Origin of the sequence: Pontibacter litorisediminis, from assembly GCF_029360645.1 — a bacterium.
GTDB lineage: Bacteria > Bacteroidota > Bacteroidia > Cytophagales > Hymenobacteraceae > Pontibacter > Pontibacter litorisediminis.
In genome coordinates this window covers 218,849-236,016 of sequence record NZ_JARDUA010000001.1, presented here as the reverse complement: position 1 = coordinate 236,016, position 17,168 = coordinate 218,849, and the positions used below count along the sequence as shown (strand labels likewise).

Genomic DNA, 17,168 nt, shown 5'->3' with positions numbered 1-17,168 from the left:
GTTTTTCTGTATAACCTCACTCCCCTCCTGCCGTATCGTAAAGCAACCCAGCCCATCTACATAACTGAAAACAAACTTTTTATGCAAACCACCATACCGCACGAATCCACACTGGACGATGCCATTAGCCTGATAAACGAGGGGTATCCTTACATAAAGAACCGACTAGAAAAGTACAACACAGCTATTTTTGAGACCCGCCTGATGGGCGAAAAAGCGGCGTGCCTGCATGGCGCCGACGCGGCAAAACTGTTTTATGACAACAACTACTTTTGGCGCAAGGGAGCCATCCCGAAGCGGGTGCAGAAAACCCTGATGGGCACCAACGGCATACAGATGCAGGTGGACGGGGAGCACCAACGGCGAAAGGCCCTGTTTATGTCGTTTATGTCGCCTGATCGGGTAAAGCACCTGACCGACCTGACGCTGCGCTACTGGCGCGCCTATGCCCGCAAGTGGGAAAAAATGGAGCGTGTGGTACTGCTAGATGAGGCAAGTGAGGTGTTTTGCCTCGCTGCCTGTAAATGGGCCGGGGTTCCCTTAGCCCCCACAGAGGTAAGGCAGCGCGCACAGGAGTACATGGCCATGATCTATGGCTTCGGGGGCGTGACTACCCGCTACTGGCGTGGCATAAAGGCCCGTAGCAAATCTGAGCAATGGAACCAGCAGGTAATACAAGGCATCAGAAGCGGAAAACTGGAGGTGCCCGAGGCATCGGCTGCTTTCCGGATTGCCTGGTTCCGCGACCAGAACGACGAGCTGCTGGATACCGAAACAGCCGCGGTGGAACTGATGAACGTGGTGCGGCCAATTGTTGCCATCGCCACTTATGTGGCTTTTTCCGCCCTGGCCTTGCACGAGCACCCGGAGCAACTCCTGAAACTAACGACCCACGGCGGTACCTACGCCCAGAACTTTGTGCAGGAAGTGCGGCGCTTATACCCTTTCACCCCTTTTTTAGGGGCCCGGCCGCGCAAAGACTTTGACTGGAAGGGCTATTGCTTTAAAGAAGGCATGCTGGTGCTCCTGGATGTTTATGGCCTGCTGCACGACCCGGAGCTGTGGCCACAGCCGTACGAGTTTAAGCCTGATCGCTTTGAAGGATGGTCTGGCAGCCCGTTTGACTTTATCCCCCAGGGAGGCGGTGACTTTGAAACCAATCACCGCTGCGCCGGCGAGTGGATTACCATTGAGGCCATGAAAGGCGCGCTTAATTTCCTGACCCAGGAGCTGCAGTACATCGTGCCCCCTCAGGACCTGCGCGTGGACAAAAGTAAAATGCCAACCAAGCCAAAGAGCGGTTTTATAATCACTGAGGTGAGGTATGTAGGCTTGGTTGTTTAACTCTTCCTGTAGGCTTCTGGCTAAACGACCCTACCGTCAGAGACTTCTTCATCAGACAGTTGCACCTCGCAACACTGAGCGCTATAGCAGAAAGTGCAAATTCCTGCCTTTTAAGGTTACTGCCGCACTCTTTCCGAAAACACTTGGGCAATTCTGGAGCGGCCTCTTTACCGCAATATGCAACTACCTGATCCCATGCGCGTTAAGAGTAACACCAGGTTTGTTTAAATCTGGCAAGGATTAATGTACAACTACTAACAACAAAGAAGGCTATGAAAAAAACATTTCTACTTTCAGTACTTATCATGTTGGCTGCCTTTTCTGCCTCGGCACAGGTAGAAGATGAAATCAGGGAACGGGCACCTCAAACGACAGCCCCGGTAGCGAATCAGGCGGTGCAGGAAGGCAACTGGATCGTGGGCGCCAACATCGGTAACATCGGCTTTAACTTCAAGTCTGATTTCTTTACTCTGAACGTCAATCCCCGCGCGGGCTACTTTCTCAGCGATAATGCCGCTGTAGGCACCGAGCTACAACTAGGCCTGGACATCTACGACGGTGGCGAAACGTTTCGCTACGGAATCACCCCCTTTGTCCGTTATTACTTCCCTGAAGGAGCGGCCCCTACCCACCGCTGGTTTGGCGAGGCAATCGCAGGAATCGCCGGTAGCTCGGAGGAGGACAGCGAAGGTGACTCTGTGTTTTCCGGGGTTTTTGGCTTACGGGCCGGCTATGCCCATTTCGTGGCGCAAAATGTTGCATTGGAGGGCATTCTTGGCTACACCCGTACCAGCGCCGACATTTCAGTGGGTAACGGAGAATCGGGCCTGAACGTGGCCGTGGGCCTGCAGGTATACTTACCGGGCAGATAAACCATCACAGATAGCATGAACAAGAAGAGCCGCAAAGTTTTGCGGCTCTTCTTGTTCATGCTTTATTTCAGCACCTGCTTTGCTATCTTGTCATCGCCGTCTATCCGGTGGCTGTACTTCAGGCCGAGCAGCTTTGCCACAATGGCGTAGACCTGCACATTGCTGAAGGAGGCCATGGTAAAGCCTTGTTTAAAGGCTGGCCCCCAGGCATAGAACACGGCATGCATGTCTTTCACCGTTTCAGGATCATAACCATGTGCCCCTGGAGAAGGCTTTCGGTTCGAAAAATGAAACACCTTTGGCGCATCAGTCAGCAGCAGGATGTCACCTACCCGGTTATACTTGTCGTCCTTCTCGCCATAATGCAGGTGCTTGGGCATCTTACGCTTCGTGTATACCTTGTAGGCCCCTTTCGCCTCTTTCTTCAGCTGTTTGTAGGTGGGCTTGATCGCGCTCTTGTCTTCTGCATGCAGCTCCACCACCATGCCGCCCCCTGATACCATAAATTTCGCTGTATCAATAGCTGTGGGTAGTGGCAGCGTGTTTTGCTGGTCTATCTGCGTCATGCCGTGGTCCGACACAAAAACGTAGTTCACCGGTAAGCCTGTAGCGGCAACAGCGTCTGTCAACTGCTTCAGGTGCTTATCGAGCTCCTTCACCGCCTGCGCTGTTTCAAGCGCGTCGGGTCCGTAGCGGTGGCCGGCATGGTCCACCTCCGGCAGGTAAAAGGTGATCAGGTGCGGTCGCTTCTCCGCTGGCAGGCTTAGCCAGTTCACCACCGTCTGCACACGCTCTTCAAACGGGATCTCCTCGTTATACTTGTACCAATAGGTCGGGCGGATATTTTGCACCGGAGCCTCCGATCCTACCCAATAATAACTGGCCGACAGCATTTGGCGCTGCTCTGCCAGTACCCACAGCGGCACCCCACCATACCAGCTGCCGTCCTCTACCTGCTTGCGGTCGCGCATGGAGTAATGCTCCTTCCGCTGCGGATCATAAAAGTAGTTGTTGATGAGGCCATGGGTGGCCGGATACATGCCCGTTACCAGCGTGTAATGATTAGGGAAGGTCTTGCTGGGGAACGAAGGCAGCATCGACTCAGCCTGCACACCCTGTGTCCTAAATTCCTTCAGGTTAGCAGCATCATACTTATCGGCGTAATCATAGCGGAAGCCATCGGCAGAGATCAGGATCACGTATGGTTTCTGCATCTGCGCTGCGCTGTTGTGGCGGTCTGGCTCCACATGCTGCGCGGTGTCCACCTGTGCCCAAGCCGGTGCAGCCAGCAGCAGGGCAAATATCCATATCATAAAGCGTTTCATGCTGCTAAGTTAAGCCGAACAGGCTAAACAAGACGTATGAGCAGAGGTTAAATTAATGTTGCGCCACGTATGGAACATGCCTTCCCCTTCTTATTAAATCAAGAATTCGCTATATAGTGATAAGAATCAACTTTTATATGATGCCTCCGTTCTAATTTTACAGGCAATTACATATCCTCTCTTTCAGAAACTATGATCCCGGAATACACTCCCATTCAGCTGCAGTTCTTAGGCGGTGCCGGCACCGTTACTGGGTCTAAGATCCTGCTGCGCACTCCACGCCACCAGGTGCTTATCGACTGCGGTATGTTTCAGGGTTTAAAGCAGCTGCGCCTGCTGAACTGGGAAAAACTCCCTCTTGACACGGAGCATCTTGATGCCGTTATACTTACCCACGGCCACCTCGACCACTGCGGCTACCTGCCTGTACTGGTCAAGAATGGTTACGAGGGACCTGTTTACGCCACTACTCCTACCCGCGATGTGGCGGAAATCATCCTGCGCGACAGTGCCCGCATTCAGGAAGAGGATGCCATGCAGGCCAACAAGTATGGCTATACCAAGCACCGGCCGGCTAAGCCACTTTACACAGAGGAGGACGTGGACTGCACCATACCGCTTTTCGAGACACACGAGGACGGCGAGTGGGTGATCATCAATGAAGACTTTAAGTTCTGTTTCCGCAAGAGCGGCCACATACTTGGTTCGGCCATAGTGGAACTGAAATGCCAGGGGCGGAAGTTCGTTTTCTCCGGAGATCTGGGCCGTCGGCGTCCGCTGCTAATGGAACCGCCTGTTACCATACGCGATGCTGACTTTCTGGTGCTCGAGTCTACCTACGGAGACCGATTACACAGCGCAAAATCAGCCTACCAGGAAATTGCGGAGGTGGTGAACCATACTTATGAGAAGGGTGGCGTGCTGGTAATCCCGAGTTTTGCCGTGGAGCGGGCGCAGGAACTGCTGCTAATCCTGAATACCCTGCGCGAGGAAAAGAGCATCCCTCCTATTCCGATCTACCTAGACACGCCTATGGGCATTGATGTTACAGAACTGTACCTGCACCACCGCGAATGGCATAACCTGACCGATGCCGAGTGTGAAACTATGATGCGCGATGTGCACGTGATCCGGAAATTTGAGCACAGCCTGCACGTGCTGGACAAGAAAGGGCCGAAAATCGTGATCGCGGGCAGTGGCATGGTGACAGGCGGGCGTGTATTATACTATCTGGAGCAGTTGCTGGGTAGCGACAGAAACACTATTCTGCTGGTAGGCTTTCAGGCACCAGGCACACGCGGAAACCTGCTTCGCTCTGGCTCTGAGGAGCTGAAGATTCACGGGAATTACTATAAGGTGCATGCCGAGGTTCGCCAAGTTGGCTCCCTCTCTGCCCACGCCGACCAAGCTGACCTGCTATGGTGGTTAAGCCATTTTAAAGAGGCGCCGATGCAAACTTTCCTGAACCACGGTGAGGCGCAGGCCAGTGAGGCGCTACGCTTAAAGATCACAGATGAGCTGAGCTGGCCTGTCACGATTGCGCAAATGGGGGTGAGGTATGAAGTGTAAGCGGATGGTGCAGGCATCTGCTGGTGCCTGTGTTTAGCTCCTGCTTTCTTCAACTTGGTCTAGCTATCCTTGCTAGCGACTGCTGATCCTCCAGCCCCCGCTGTCGCGAGCTTGCAGCTCGTGCTTTCCCTATTGCTACTGCTTCCCGCAGCTTGAACCAAGCTATACTTGTTAGCTACAGTTCATCCACGGCTTTACGACCAACTTGTTCCATAGTGTACTTTCTGCTCTCCAGCCCGAGAGGGCTCGTCCTCGGGCATCGCGCTATCTACATTTCCTGCCCTCGTGCCTCGGGCTGCCTCGCCTCCGGCTCGTCACCAGAAATCTAGAAGGCGCTCAACCCAAGGACTGGGTTCAGTATTCGATAGCCTCGGCTGACGGAGCTTGAACAGAGCTCTCCTTCTGGAAGGGGTTGGGTTTTTCCTTGTAAGGGCAACTCGTGCATATCAGAAGGCATTAAACTGACTATAGCCAAAGCAACTACGGAACTCTCCACCTTAGCCTCTAAGGGAACAGCACTCTCAGTGGGTAGAAGTGGCTGGACCTGGTGAAGCACCGGTTGATTCCATTTTGCTTTCCTATTCCTTCACAAACAGTCGTTTGTCAAACTCGAAAAGAATGGAATCCACTACTTTCACCTGAGGGAAATCGGGATGGCGCGGGTTGAGGAGATAGTTATAGTTGCCCTGCACAGTGGCAGATGGCACTTTCAGCACCAGGTGCTCCGCCTCCTGCACAAAGGCATCGCCAATTTCCTGGGTGCTGTTGGCATGCGGAAACGATTTCCAGTCTTCGGGGAGATCTGTTTCTGAGAGTTCTTTTATACTTGCCGCCTCCGGAATTTCGATGCGGACGAGGTAGTAATCTTTGGGTACGATGCCCAGCGGCATGTGCACGGCAATCTCGACGGTGCAAAGGGCAATGGACTCACTGGTGTAAAGTATGGCGGTGCCTTTGCTGTTCCAGCGGCCGCCTGCAATCTCCGCCCCGCGCCCCGAAAGGTCGTTGCGGTAAGGGCCCCTGCTGAGGCGGTACACGATCATGCCAGCACACCGTGTTCTATGCGCGTTAGTTCATCGCGCAGCAGACCAATACCAAAGGTGCTATCGAGCAGCTCTTTTGGCTTCAGGCCGCCCAATGCCACATTCTTTGCTTCCAGCCAGGCATCAAAGTTTGCCTTGTCGCCAAACACGTCGGTGCCTTTGTTATAAACCAGCGTTATCTCCAGTATTTTCTCAGAGTGCAGCGGGTCGAAGGTGCGTTTCTCCTTTTTATAGCGCTGGAAGGTCCGCTCCGACAGGTGCAGAAAGTTAGACCACTCACTCACGCTGAAAGGGATCTTATCAGCAATGTTCTGAAACAAGGCATACTTGATCCCCTCACGTACTGTGCTAATAAGCATGAATACGTCTTTATCATCTATCAACTTGTAGCTCAGGCTACTGTCTATACTCAAGGCTTGTCCCATGGCGGTAACATTTTATACTTTCAAATATACGAAAACTGTCTAAAATAAAACGTCAATTGTCGCAATTAAATTCATAGCCGAACTCCTTTCCTGCAGAAACATTCTCTTTGTACTAAACCACACGCAAAGGCGTTAGTAAATGAAACCAGTAAAAGTATAAAATGCGATATTGGATAGCAGCGGCAGGATTGGTGGCAATGGGCCTAAGCAGTTGCAATGTGCAAAACGCCCTGACCAACACACCACAGCCCGAGCGCCCGCGCCTTACCATGCAGGAAGTGATTCCGCCCATGGCTCCGGCCACACCAGAGGCAGCGGCCGCACAAAACAAGTTCCTGAAGGAGAATGCCTCCAGGTTTAAAAGCCGCCAGCTCGGGAGCAAGTACTATGTGCTGCAGGCCAAGCGCAACTTTAACGAGGAGAAGCTGGATTCCGCCCTGCTCTATTTTAACCGTGCCTGGCTGATGGACCGCACCAACAACGAAGTGTACTGGGGCTATGGCCTGGTATACGGGCAGCAGCAGGAATACAGCAAAGCCCTTTACATTCTGTATCGCGCCCTGGATAAGGACAAAGAAAACCCGCGCCTGCTCACCGATATCGCCACCACCCACCTCTCCCGTTTCTACCAAAAAAGCACGCTAGAAGACCTGCAGCAGAGCCGGAAGCTTCTGGAGCGCGCCCTGAAACTGCACCCTAAAAACGCCGCAGATATTTATTACAAGCTGGCCGTGAACAGCTACTACCTCTATGAATTCGGCCAAGCATGGGACTACCTGCACCAGAGCATCCGGCAGGATAAGAGCAAGGAAGACCAGGTGTTTATAGCCGTTCTGCTGGAGCAGAGAAAAGACCCTGAAGGGATTTATGTGGCGCAGCGGAAGTAAGCTGCTTGCAAGTATAGTGCAGCTGTGTTACTTTTATACGTTTGCTAAAATTTGTTTAGGCCGACCTGCTGCTACTCCAGCAGCACTGACCCAGAAGTATAAAACAGCTACTATATGAAAAAATTACTTTTAGCCGCCGTGGCGTTCCTCTTTGCCGCCTCCCTCAGCTTTGCCCAGGACAAAGCCGCCGAGCTCAGCCCAAAGGTGTTGCCGATGTTCGGGGAGAAACAGAAAACCGAAGCCGAGCAGAAGCAGGACGAGAAATTCCTGACCAGCTGCGACAAGAACTTCAACGACCGCCGCGAGGCCAGTAAGTTCTTTATGGAGCGCGGCTGGGAGTACCTGAACGAGGGGCAGGTGGATACGGCCATGTACCGCTTTAACCTGGCCTGGCTCCTGAACCCTGACAACAAAGACACCTATTGGGCTTTCGGCCTGGTAACCTCCGCCCGAGGCGACAACCAGTATGCCATCAGGATGTATGAGAAGGCACTGGCGCTGGATAATAAAAACGCTATGCTGATAACAGATGTTGCTGCCTCTTACCTGGCGGTGTACAAAGAGCGGAAAAAGAAGAAAGACCTGAAAAAAGCACTTGCATACCTGAACACAGCCACTGCCGCAGAGCCAAACAATGCTTACGCGCTGTATAACCTGTCGGTGGCCAAATGCCAGGAAAAGAAGTACAGCGAGGCATGGGACTACCTGCACAAGAGCCGCAGCATTGACATGTCGCAGATCGACTACAGCTACATCCTGGAGCTGAGCGAGAAAATGCCCGACCCGCAGGGCTTCTTCAGTGCCTCCGACAGCGTTGCCAATTAGCAAGTATAGATCCCTAGCCCCAAGGCCGGGGATTTTTCTTTTACAACCAGTACAAAGTCCGCAAGAATCGGGTTGAAAGTATAAGGGTGAATGTGGTAATTGCCTCTATGAACACGCATTATGAAACCGTAGCCAAGGCACTGGCTTACATCCGGCAGCAAGCAGCACAGCAGCCGACGCTGGAGGAAGTGGCCGCACAAGTGCACCTGAGCCCGCAGCATTTCCAGCGGGTGTTTACCGAGTGGGCCGGTGTTAGCCCCAAGAAGTTTCTGCAGTACCTCTCGCTAAAGCATGCCAAGGCAGTGCTGGCACAGAGCACCTCGGTGCTAGAGGCCACCCACAGCACGGGCCTCTCCGCCAGCAGCCGCCTGCACGACCTGTTCGTCAGCGTAGAAGGCATGACGCCGGGGCAGTACAAGAACCAGGGCGAGCAGCTGCAGCTAAAGTATAGCTTCGGCTCCAGCCAGTTCGGCAGCTACCTGGTCGCTTCCACGTCCAGAGGCATCTGCTACCTGCACTTCTTCCAAAACTCTGAGCAGGCGCTGCAGGAATTGCGGCAGGTATGGCCCAGGGCGGAACTGCTGCAGCAGGAAACAAAAATGCACCAGCAAGTACAGTCATTTTTCCTGAACACCATCTCCCCGGAAGATGGCCGGATAAAGCTGCACCTGAGCGGCACACCCTTTCAGCTGAAAGTATGGGAAGCCCTGCTGCGTATACCTGAGGGCCACCTTTGCTCCTACGCCAGCCTTGCGCACAGCATAAACCAGCCAAACGCCAGCCGCGCCGTGGGCACCGCCATTGGCAGCAACCCCATCGGCTTCCTCATCCCCTGCCACCGCGTTATTAAGAGCGTGGGCGGCATAGGCGAGTACCGATGGGGCAGCGAGCGTAAAATGGCCATGATCGGTTGGGAAGCAGCCTCTGCTCCTCCGGTTTTGGGCGGCAATCTATCTTTTGATTTTGCTGGCTGAGCTGCAGTTAAAGGTTTTTTGCTATATTTGCTTACACCCTATTACAAACTTTTAGCTATTGCAAATGAGAAAACATCTATTCAAGGCCTCCATCCTGTTGTTGGCTGGTAGCATGTCGCTTTCGTCGTGCGTGGTATCCAAGAAAAAGTACGATGACCTAATGGCCCGTAAGAATGCGCTGGAGGTAGACAAGGCCGGACTGCAGAAGGAAAAATCTACGCTAGAGCAACAGAAAGCCGACCTGGAGGCTGCCAAAGCCAGCCTGGAGGAAGAGCGCGCCCAACTGGAGCAGCAGAAACGCGAGTACGAGGCGAGCCTGGCCAAAGCCCTGAAAGAAGGAAAATCGCTCGGCGAGAGCCTAAACATGAGCAAATCGCAGATCGACCGCCTGAACGCCGACCTGAAAGCCCGCGAGGCAAGACTGGCCGAACTACAGCGCATCCTGGATGAGAAAGATGCTGCCGTGGCCAACCTGCGCAACCGCGTGAGCAAGGCCCTGCTTGGCTTTAACGATAAAGACCTGACCATCGATGTCCGCAACGGCAAAGTATACGTGTCGCTGGCAGAGCAGCTGCTGTTTAATTCCGGCTCTACCAAGGTAGACCCGAAAGGCGTGGACGCCCTGCGTAAACTGGCATCCGTACTGCAAGAGCAGAAGGACGTGAACGTGCTGGTAGAGGGCCATACAGATGATGTGCCGATAGCCAGAGGAACCGTGGGCATGCAGGATAACTGGGACCTGAGCGTGTTGCGCGCCACAGAGATCACCCGCATCCTGGCAAACGCCGGCGTAGACCCAACCCGCGTGACACCTTCAGGCCGCTCGAAGTATGTGCCGCTGGACGAGGCCAAGACAAAGGAGGCCCGCCAGAAGAACCGCCGCACCGAAATCATCCTGACGCCTAAACTGGACGAGCTGTTCCAGATTCTGGAGACGACCTAAGCGGTTCAAATGTGTAAGTATAACATGCAGCCAGCCTTTAACAGGGCTGGCTGTTTTGCTTTCTGGCTGCACTACTCCAACACAGCAAACTCCTTTGAATAAGACAAACTTTCAACAAATACATCCTTGCCACTTCTGCCCTCTGGCCGTAAATGGTATGTCGAATGCGTAACGAGTTCGACAACTTTTGGCAAATCACAAGCAGACATACTTTTAGCCATGCACGGATTATCAAGCGACCTGATGCACGGGTCTATCTTCATTTTTCTGAAGCGTTACATCGAGAACAGGCATGACTACAGCACCTGGATTAGGATTCTGGAGAGCGAAAACATAGAGCGGGTTGCCACCCCCTACCAAATGACGGAGGTGTACCCGGTATCGGAACTTTACACCATTTTGGCGGCCGGGGCTTTGGCAGAGGGAGTGCCTTATCCGGAGTTTCAGCAAGATTTTGGGGAGTTTCTGGTGCCAGACCTGTTGCTGGTGTTCAAAAAATTTGTGAACCCTGACTGGAAAACCTATGAGATGCTGCAACATATCGGCTCCCACATGCATAGCGGCATCAAGCGGGAAAGTGCACAAACAAACCCGCCCCCGCTGCACGTCACCAAGGTCGGGAAAAACATGCTGGTCATAGACTATCACTCAAAGCGCCGGATGGCCGGCTTTGCAATTGGCATTATAAAAGGGTTAGCAAGGTATTTTCATGAATCGGACAAGGTAAAAGTAATGCCTGCCACTGATCTGCTCTCCGAGCGCGTGCAGATAAGAGTAGAGTTCACCACCAATGGTTAAGGACACAAGGCGTGCTACTTGAAAAACCATTGGGCAGGGTTACGCTTCTACTGCAGTCGATTCTGCCTCAACCAGTTTGGGTTTAGGCAGTACCCGGTGCAGCACGGGCAAGAGGATAAAGTATAAAACCACGCCCGTAGGCACCGAAAGCATGGCCCAGGCCGCGATACCCGCCAGGTTTGCCATCCAAAGCTTGCTAATGGCATCCAGCCAATCGGCCTTGAACATGACCTGCATCTCGGCCAGCGTAAGCCGCAGCTCCCCTAAGCCAAAAAAAGTAATACCCAGCCGGATAAACGGAATAAACAGGAGTATCTGCAGCGGCTGCACCAGATAACTCACCAGCACGGTAGCCGCAATGTTAAGCCGGAACCGTGCCGCCACCGCCGTGCTCAGCAGGGTGGTTACCCCAATCGCCGGAATGACTCCGATCACGCTACCCACTGCCACCGTGGCTGACAGGTTGCGCGGGGTCATGCCCTGCCGCAGCAGGTTTACCGCCGGCTGCACCAGCCTGCGTCTCAGGAAAGAGGATATGACACTGTAAACGGCCACAGGTATGTGTCTTAAAGTATAGGTTATTGCTGCAAACGGAAAAAAGAGGCGGTAAAGTACAGCGTGGACAGCTTCCTCAGGAAAATCTTCTGCAGCTGCTCTTTATACGTGATCCGGTGCAAAAGTAACCTGCCTGCCTGTATTTTGTTCAAGCTTTCCCGAAAGTAAAAGCTGGCGCTGCCAAACTGCTCAGCAGCCTCTATAAGATATGTAGAATTTTTTATGGATGAGTTAAACTAAGGCAGTAGTCTGCTGTCTAAACAACCAAGTCTTACTATACCATAACTTCACACCTACTACATGAAGAGGCTTTTTACCACCTTCCTGATGCTTGTGGCCGTGCTGCAGGCATTTGCACAAACTACCTCGGTATCGGGCGTCGTGCAGGGCAACAGCGATAAAACTCCGCTGCCGGGCGCAAACGTGGTGCTGACGCGCACCGCTGACGCCACCAAATCAGTAACCGCCACCGACGGCGAGGGCCGCTTCCGCTTCGAGCGCGTGGCCCAGGGGCAGTATACCCTGGAGATCAACTACATCGGGTTTGAGAACTTCACCCGCAGCTTTCAGGTGGCTGGCTCCCCGGTAAACCTAGGTCCGTTGTTGCTGCGCGATGCGGCCACCGGCCTGCAGGAAGTACAGATCATTGGCCGCGCCCCGCTGGGCGAGCAGAAAGGCGACACCTCCCAGTTTAACGCCAAGGCCTTTAAAACTGCCCCGGATGCCAGCGCCGAGGACCTGGTGACTAAAATGCCTGGCGTAACCGTGGAGAACGGCAAGATACAGGCACAGGGCGAGGATGTGCAGCAGGTGATGATCGACGGCAAGCGCTACACCGGAGAGGACGTAAACGCCGCCGTGCGTAACCTTTCCGCCGACATGGTGGAGAGCGTGCAGGTGTTTGACGGCCAGAGCGACCGCGCCGCCTTCAGTGGCTTCGACGACGGGAACCGCATCAAGACGCTCAATTTCGTGACCAAGAAAGACAAGCGCCAGGGCTACGTGGGCAAGGCATCGGCCGGCTACGGCACCGACGAGCGTTACATGGTGGGCGCCACGGTAAACTACTTCAACGGCGACCGCCGCATCACGGCCACAGGTCTTACGAACAACATCAACATGTTTGATTTCTCCATTGGCGAGACACCTGGCGGCGGCATGCGCGGCCGCAGAGGCTGGGGCGGCGGCTCACCGAACGGCATCATCAACACCAACACCCTGGGCCTGAACTACAATGACATGTGGGGCAAGAAAATGGAGGTTGGCGCCAACTACAACTACTCAAACCGCGATGTGATCAATAACCAGTACCGCTTCCGCGATTTTGTGAACAGCGACACCACCTACACCGAGAACAGCCGCAACCAGGACATCTCGGAGAGCCACCGCTTTAACTTTAGGCTGCAGTATAACATCAACGAGAACAACAGGCTCCTGGTAAGGCCGAACATCACGGTGCAGCGTAACGAGTCGCTGACCACCCGCAATGCCAGTACAATCGCCAATGCTGATGTGCTGTCAAACTCGCTTAACTCCAACAATGCTGAAAACACAAGCCTGGACTTCAGCAACAACATTATTTACTCGCACCGCTTCGGCACCTCCGGCAGAATCCTGACCGCGGATATTGACACGCGCTACAGCTCCACAAACGGCGAGGCTTTCCAGTTGGAGAACACCTCAAACCTGCAGAACCCGGAGCGCGACGTGACCCGGAACCAGTTCATCGACCTGGAGCGCAGTAACTTCTCTTGGTCTGGCAACCTGGATTACTCACAGCGACTGGGCGAGAACTCACGCCTGCAACTGGAGTATAACATCAGCAACCGCAACAACGATTCCGACCGAAGAACCTACGACTTTGTGGAAGGCGAAGGCTACGACAGCTTTAACGTTCCGCTCAGCAACACATTCAACAGCGATTACATTTCGCAGCGCTTCGGCCCGAGCTACCAGTACAGAACCGAGAGCACCAGTTTTCAGCTGAACGCCCGCTACCAGTACGCTACCCTGCGTGGCGAGAGCGAGTTCCCGGAGCGGTACCCGCTGAAAAGGAACTTCACGAACGTATTGCCATCGGCAGAGTATGAGTATAAGTTCTCAAAATCCACGAACCTGAGGATTAATTACCGCACCTCCACCAACGAGCCGTCGGTAGAGCAACTGCAGAACGTGCTGGATATCTCTAACCCGCTGCAGCCGCGCATCGGCAACCCGGAGCTAGACCAGGAATACCAGCACAGGCTGTTCACGCGTTTCCGCAGCTTTAATGCCGAGACGAACAAAGTGTTCTTCATGGGCGTGTTCGGTAACATGACGCAGAGCTACATCACCAACAGCATCTATACACGCGATGTGCCTTTCGAGCTTCCTGAAAACTATACATACCGCCCAGGTGCGCGTTTCTCGCGCCCGGTAAACCTGGATGGCTACTGGAGCGTGCGCTCGTTCTTTAACTACGGGCAACCGCTTAACTTCATCAGTTCCAACTTTAACGTGAATGGCTCGGTAGGTTACTCCAGAATACCGGGTATGATCGATGAGGAGATCAACTACGCCAACAACACAAACTTCAGGGCAGGCCTGAACCTGAGCAGTAACATCAGTGAGAAGGTGGACTTCAACATCTCGACCACAGGCAGCTACAACCTGATAGAAAACACGCTACGCACCAACCAGAACAACAACTACTACACCCACAGCACCAACCTGCGCCTGAACAGCATCATCTGGAAAGGGATAGTGTACCGCACCGAGCTGAACCACCAGTACAACAGCGGCCTTTCTGCCGGCGTGGACAACAGCTACCTGCTTTGGAACATGAGTCTGGGCAAGAAGATCTTTAAGAACCAGCAAGGCGAGATAAGCCTGAGCGTGAACGACCTGCTGAAGCAGAACGTGAGCATCGAGCGTAACATCGCCGCAGATTATATAGAGGACGTGCAGTCTACGGTGCTGCAGCGTTACTTTATGCTCACCTTTACCTATAACCTGCGCAAGTTCATCAGCGGGGATGCCCCGGAGATGAACCAGGAGCGCAGCGGCAACTGGGGCGGCAGGCCATAATGAGCATGCCATTGTTTGATTAAGGTAAGAGCCCGGGCCAGTGGTCCGGGCTTTTTTGTTGCCGTAAGCTACAAGTGTGGCAGGAAATAAGTAAAATTGCAGAGAGCCTGCACCTTACACAGGATAAGCCGCCACGTATACTTGCCGATGCCGCTAACAGAGACCTTCTTCCGCTTCGACTGGTTTGCCGCCATACTGCTGGTGGGTGTAGTGCAGGGCTTTTTCCTGGGTTTGTTGTTCCTGGCCCGTAGGCCGCACCGGCAGCCCTACCACCACCTGCTGCTGGCAGCCCTGGTGTTTACGTTTGCCGCTTTGGTGCTGGAGGTCTTTCTTTGCTACAGCGGCCTGATGTTCCGGGTGCTGCCCCTGGTGGACTTCTCGGAGCCGGCCAACTTTGCTGTGGGCCCGCTGACTTACCTGCTTTTCCGGAGCCTGAACGGCAACAACTGGACACACAGGCAATGGCTCCACTTCATTCCCTTTGGAGTGTACTTTCTGTACCACACCCTGTTTTACCTACAGCCCGAGGAAGTAAAGTATAACGCCTACCTCGGGGCATACTTCCCGGAGATGGAGCAATTGCCGGTTAACATACAACTCTACTGGGACCCGCTGCACTTAACGGAGTATGTGAACGAGCTAACGATACTGCACATCCTCCTCTACATAGGCCTCTGCTTTTGGCTCCTGAAAAACCGAAAAGCCTCCGACTCCCCTAATCAATACTTCTACACCTGGGCCAGGTTTCTGCTGCTTTTTTTCATTGCTTCCCTTTTAGTGATCCTCCTGACCAAACTGAGCTACGAGCGCGATCTGGGAGACCACATCCTGGCCGCCTTCCTGGTGCTGCAGCTCTTCTTCGCCAGCTATAAGATCATTACCGACTCCGCTTTCTTCCAGCCGGTGGTGCAGGTCAAGTATGAGAAATCGGCCTTGAGCGAGGAGGCCAAGCAAGACCTGCTCCAGAAGCTGAAAGCAGCGGAAGAAGCGAAGTTCTTCGTTCAGCCTTCAGCCTCCCTGCCCTTGCTGGCCAGGCAGCTCCAGACTTCCCCGCACTACCTCTCGCAGAGCCTGAACGAGCGCCTGGGAAAAAGCTTTTTCGAATACCTGGCTGAGCTGCGCATCCGCGAGGCCAAAACCATACTTTCGGACCCCAGGCAACAACACCTGAAGGTGGAGGAAGTGGCCGAGCAGGTAGGGTACCTGTCAAAGTCCGCCTTTAGCGCGGCCTTTAAAAAGTATACCGGCCAAACGCCGGGGCAATACCGCAAAACCACCGCTTCCGGCTCCGTTTAGGTGCTTCCCTATAGGTAAGCACTTCGCACTTACCGGCACATTCTTCCTTTCTGTGCTTCTTTGGCGATGTTTGCATCAAAACATAATGCTATGGAAAAACAGGTTAAAATCAGACGTCATGAGTTCGACTGGCTACGGGTGCTGGCTTTCTCGCTGCTCATCTTTTACCACACCGGCATGTACTTTGTCAGCTGGGAATGGCATATCAAGAACCCGGTGCTGAGCGAGTCGCTGGAGACGCCCATGCTCTTTATGAGCCAGTGGCGCATGTCGCTCATCTTCCTGGTGTCGGGCGTGGGGGTATTCTTTGCCATGGGCTTCCGCAGTGCCGGCGCCTTTGCCAAAGACAGGCTTAAAAGAATACTCGTGCCGCTGCTGGTGGGCATGCTGCTGGTGGTGCCCCCGCAGGTGTACTTTGAGCGCGTGGTACAAGGCACGGCAACCGATTACCTCAGCTTCTACCCTTCTATCTTTGAGCTGGAGCCATACCCGGCAGGCAACTTCAGCTGGCACCACCTGTGGTACCTGGCCTACATCCTGAGCTATAGCCTGCTGCTGCTACCGCTGCTGGCCTACCTTCGCCGCAGAAGTATAAGCGCCGCAAGCATACAAAGCTGGATGCTGCTGGCGCTGCCTGCGCTGTGGCTAAGCATCGGTGGGGTGCTGCTGAACGAGCGCTTTCCGGCCACCAACGCGCTCATCGACGACTGGGCCAACCACTTCCTCTACCTATCGGTGTTTCTGATAGGCTTTCTGCTGATGAAGCTGCCGCAACTTCAGGAAAAGGTAAGGGCGCTGCGCTGGTATAGCCTGAGCCTGGCAATAGCTGCGGTAACCATACTTTATACTTTTTACTGGTTACAGGATGTTGAGCTGAACGGGCTGGCGCTGGATGGCTACTATGTTCTAAAGCAGAGCAACCGCTGGTTTTGGCTAATGGCGATTGTTGGCTTTGCCATGCAGCACCTCAACATTAAAAGCAGGTACCTGGCACAGGCTAACGAAATGGTATACCCTTTCTATATCCTGCACCAGACCATCATCGTGGCGCTGGGCTTCTACCTGCGGGAACTTAGCTGGGGCATCGGGATCAAATTCGCCTTCATCAGCCTGGCTACGTTTGTCCTTTGCTTTGTGCTGACTAGATTTGTGATCATGCCGGTAAACTGGCTGCGGGTGCCCTTTGGGCTGAAACCGCTGCAGAAGGCCACGGCTCCTGTGCAGCAGGCTGCGGTAGCCTGAACCA

At 53.8% G+C, this 17,168-nt stretch carries 16 protein-coding genes; 11 read left to right on the top strand and 5 right to left on the bottom strand.

The window, feature by feature from the left end:
• The first annotated feature begins 81 nt into the window (after positions 1–81).
• On the top strand, positions 82–1,344 hold the full coding sequence (locus PXG97_RS01120; RefSeq protein ID WP_276495869.1) for a cytochrome P450: 1,263 nt from the start codon (positions 82–84) through the stop codon (positions 1,342–1,344).
• 272 nt (positions 1,345–1,616) lie between these two features.
• On the top strand, positions 1,617–2,216 hold the full coding sequence (locus tag PXG97_RS01115) for a hypothetical protein (protein ID WP_276495868.1): 600 nt from the start codon (positions 1,617–1,619) through the stop codon (positions 2,214–2,216).
• Between the two features lie 62 nt (positions 2,217–2,278).
• On the opposite strand, the gene PXG97_RS01110 is transcribed toward PXG97_RS01115, so the two are convergent.
• Entirely contained in the window at positions 2,279–3,529 is a 1,251-nt protein-coding gene (locus PXG97_RS01110) for an alkaline phosphatase family protein (protein ID WP_276495867.1), read from the bottom strand.
• Between the two features lie 204 nt (positions 3,530–3,733).
• On the opposite strand from PXG97_RS01110, the gene PXG97_RS01105 reads away from it, so the two are divergent.
• Positions 3,734–5,110: an MBL fold metallo-hydrolase RNA specificity domain-containing protein gene (locus tag PXG97_RS01105; RefSeq protein ID WP_276495866.1), complete on the top strand. Its 1,377-nt coding sequence runs from the start codon at positions 3,734–3,736 to the stop codon at positions 5,108–5,110.
• A 578-nt stretch (positions 5,111–5,688) separates the two neighbouring features.
• On the opposite strand, the gene PXG97_RS01100 is transcribed toward PXG97_RS01105, so the two are convergent.
• Together PXG97_RS01100 and parS are read right to left on the bottom strand one after the other, a co-directional pair.
• Positions 5,689–6,153 carry an RES family NAD+ phosphorylase gene (locus PXG97_RS01100; RefSeq protein ID WP_276495865.1) on the bottom strand — a complete coding sequence of 155 codons (465 nt, stop codon included), beginning with the start codon at positions 6,151–6,153 and terminating at the stop codon, positions 5,689–5,691.
• Positions 6,150–6,578: a type II RES/Xre toxin-antitoxin system antitoxin gene (gene parS, locus PXG97_RS01095; RefSeq protein ID WP_276495864.1), complete on the bottom strand. Its 429-nt coding sequence runs from the start codon at positions 6,576–6,578 to the stop codon at positions 6,150–6,152. The genes PXG97_RS01100 and parS overlap by 4 nt, the downstream gene beginning before the upstream one ends.
• Positions 6,579–6,739: 161 nt before the next feature.
• Between parS and PXG97_RS01090 the strand changes: the two genes are divergently transcribed.
• From PXG97_RS01090 to PXG97_RS01070, 5 genes are all read left to right on the top strand, one after another.
• Positions 6,740–7,465: a hypothetical protein gene (locus PXG97_RS01090; RefSeq protein ID WP_276495863.1), complete on the top strand. Its 726-nt coding sequence runs from the start codon at positions 6,740–6,742 to the stop codon at positions 7,463–7,465.
• 114 nt (positions 7,466–7,579) lie between these two features.
• Positions 7,580–8,290 (top strand): tetratricopeptide repeat protein, encoded by a 711-nt coding sequence (locus PXG97_RS01085; protein WP_276495862.1) that lies wholly within the window; start codon positions 7,580–7,582, stop codon positions 8,288–8,290.
• Between the two features lie 107 nt (positions 8,291–8,397).
• Positions 8,398–9,264, top strand: coding sequence for a methylated-DNA--[protein]-cysteine S-methyltransferase (locus PXG97_RS01080; protein ID WP_276495861.1), 867 nt, complete (start codon positions 8,398–8,400; stop codon positions 9,262–9,264).
• Positions 9,265–9,328: 64 nt separating this feature from the next.
• On the top strand, positions 9,329–10,207 hold the full coding sequence (locus PXG97_RS01075; protein ID WP_276495860.1) for an OmpA/MotB family protein: 879 nt from the start codon (positions 9,329–9,331) through the stop codon (positions 10,205–10,207).
• 219 nt (positions 10,208–10,426) lie between these two features.
• Entirely contained in the window at positions 10,427–11,005 is a 579-nt protein-coding gene (locus PXG97_RS01070; protein ID WP_276495859.1) for a heme NO-binding domain-containing protein, read from the top strand.
• Between the two features lie 39 nt (positions 11,006–11,044).
• Here the strand turns inward: PXG97_RS01070 and PXG97_RS01065 are convergent, their stop codons facing one another.
• Together PXG97_RS01065 and PXG97_RS01060 are read right to left on the bottom strand one after the other, a co-directional pair.
• Positions 11,045–11,560, bottom strand: coding sequence for a DUF2062 domain-containing protein (locus PXG97_RS01065; protein ID WP_276495857.1), 516 nt, complete (start codon positions 11,558–11,560; stop codon positions 11,045–11,047).
• A gap of 23 nt (positions 11,561–11,583) precedes the next feature.
• Positions 11,584–11,712 carry a hypothetical protein gene (locus PXG97_RS01060; protein WP_276495856.1) on the bottom strand — a complete coding sequence of 43 codons (129 nt, stop codon included), beginning with the start codon at positions 11,710–11,712 and terminating at the stop codon, positions 11,584–11,586.
• A gap of 148 nt (positions 11,713–11,860) precedes the next feature.
• Between PXG97_RS01060 and PXG97_RS01055 the strand changes: the two genes are divergently transcribed.
• From PXG97_RS01055 to PXG97_RS01045, 3 genes are all read left to right on the top strand, one after another.
• Positions 11,861–14,626 (top strand): TonB-dependent receptor, encoded by a 2,766-nt coding sequence (locus PXG97_RS01055; protein WP_276495855.1) that lies wholly within the window; start codon positions 11,861–11,863, stop codon positions 14,624–14,626.
• A gap of 147 nt (positions 14,627–14,773) precedes the next feature.
• The gene (locus tag PXG97_RS01050; protein WP_276495854.1) at positions 14,774–15,922 is read left to right on the top strand and encodes a helix-turn-helix domain-containing protein; all 1,149 of its coding nucleotides are present in this window, start codon (positions 14,774–14,776) and stop codon (positions 15,920–15,922) included.
• A gap of 90 nt (positions 15,923–16,012) precedes the next feature.
• On the top strand, positions 16,013–17,164 hold the full coding sequence (locus PXG97_RS01045) for an acyltransferase family protein (RefSeq protein WP_276495853.1): 1,152 nt from the start codon (positions 16,013–16,015) through the stop codon (positions 17,162–17,164).
• The last annotated feature ends 4 nt before the right edge of the window (positions 17,165–17,168 follow it).

Bases quoted from the DNA above. Each gene is read 5' to 3' on its own strand.
- PXG97_RS01120 (WP_276495869.1), top strand. From the start codon at position 82: ATGCAAACCACCATACCGCACGAATCCACACTGGACGATGCCATTAGC.
- PXG97_RS01115 (WP_276495868.1), top strand. From the start codon at position 1,617: ATGAAAAAAACATTTCTACTTTCAGTACTTATCATGTTGGCTGCCTTT.
- PXG97_RS01110 (WP_276495867.1), bottom strand. From the start codon at position 3,529: ATGATATGGATATTTGCCCTGCTGCTGGCTGCACCGGCTTGGGCACAG.
- PXG97_RS01105 (WP_276495866.1), top strand. From the start codon at position 3,734: ATGATCCCGGAATACACTCCCATTCAGCTGCAGTTCTTAGGCGGTGCC.
- PXG97_RS01100 (WP_276495865.1), bottom strand. From the start codon at position 6,153: ATGATCGTGTACCGCCTCAGCAGGGGCCCTTACCGCAACGACCTTTCG.
- parS (WP_276495864.1), bottom strand. From the start codon at position 6,578: ATGGGACAAGCCTTGAGTATAGACAGTAGCCTGAGCTACAAGTTGATA.
- PXG97_RS01090 (WP_276495863.1), top strand. From the start codon at position 6,740: ATGCGATATTGGATAGCAGCGGCAGGATTGGTGGCAATGGGCCTAAGC.
- PXG97_RS01085 (WP_276495862.1), top strand. From the start codon at position 7,580: ATGAAAAAATTACTTTTAGCCGCCGTGGCGTTCCTCTTTGCCGCCTCC.
- PXG97_RS01080 (WP_276495861.1), top strand. From the start codon at position 8,398: ATGAACACGCATTATGAAACCGTAGCCAAGGCACTGGCTTACATCCGG.
- PXG97_RS01075 (WP_276495860.1), top strand. From the start codon at position 9,329: ATGAGAAAACATCTATTCAAGGCCTCCATCCTGTTGTTGGCTGGTAGC.
- PXG97_RS01070 (WP_276495859.1), top strand. From the start codon at position 10,427: ATGCACGGATTATCAAGCGACCTGATGCACGGGTCTATCTTCATTTTT.
- PXG97_RS01055 (WP_276495855.1), top strand. From the start codon at position 11,861: ATGAAGAGGCTTTTTACCACCTTCCTGATGCTTGTGGCCGTGCTGCAG.
- PXG97_RS01050 (WP_276495854.1), top strand. From the start codon at position 14,774: ATGCCGCTAACAGAGACCTTCTTCCGCTTCGACTGGTTTGCCGCCATA.
- PXG97_RS01045 (WP_276495853.1), top strand. From the start codon at position 16,013: ATGGAAAAACAGGTTAAAATCAGACGTCATGAGTTCGACTGGCTACGG.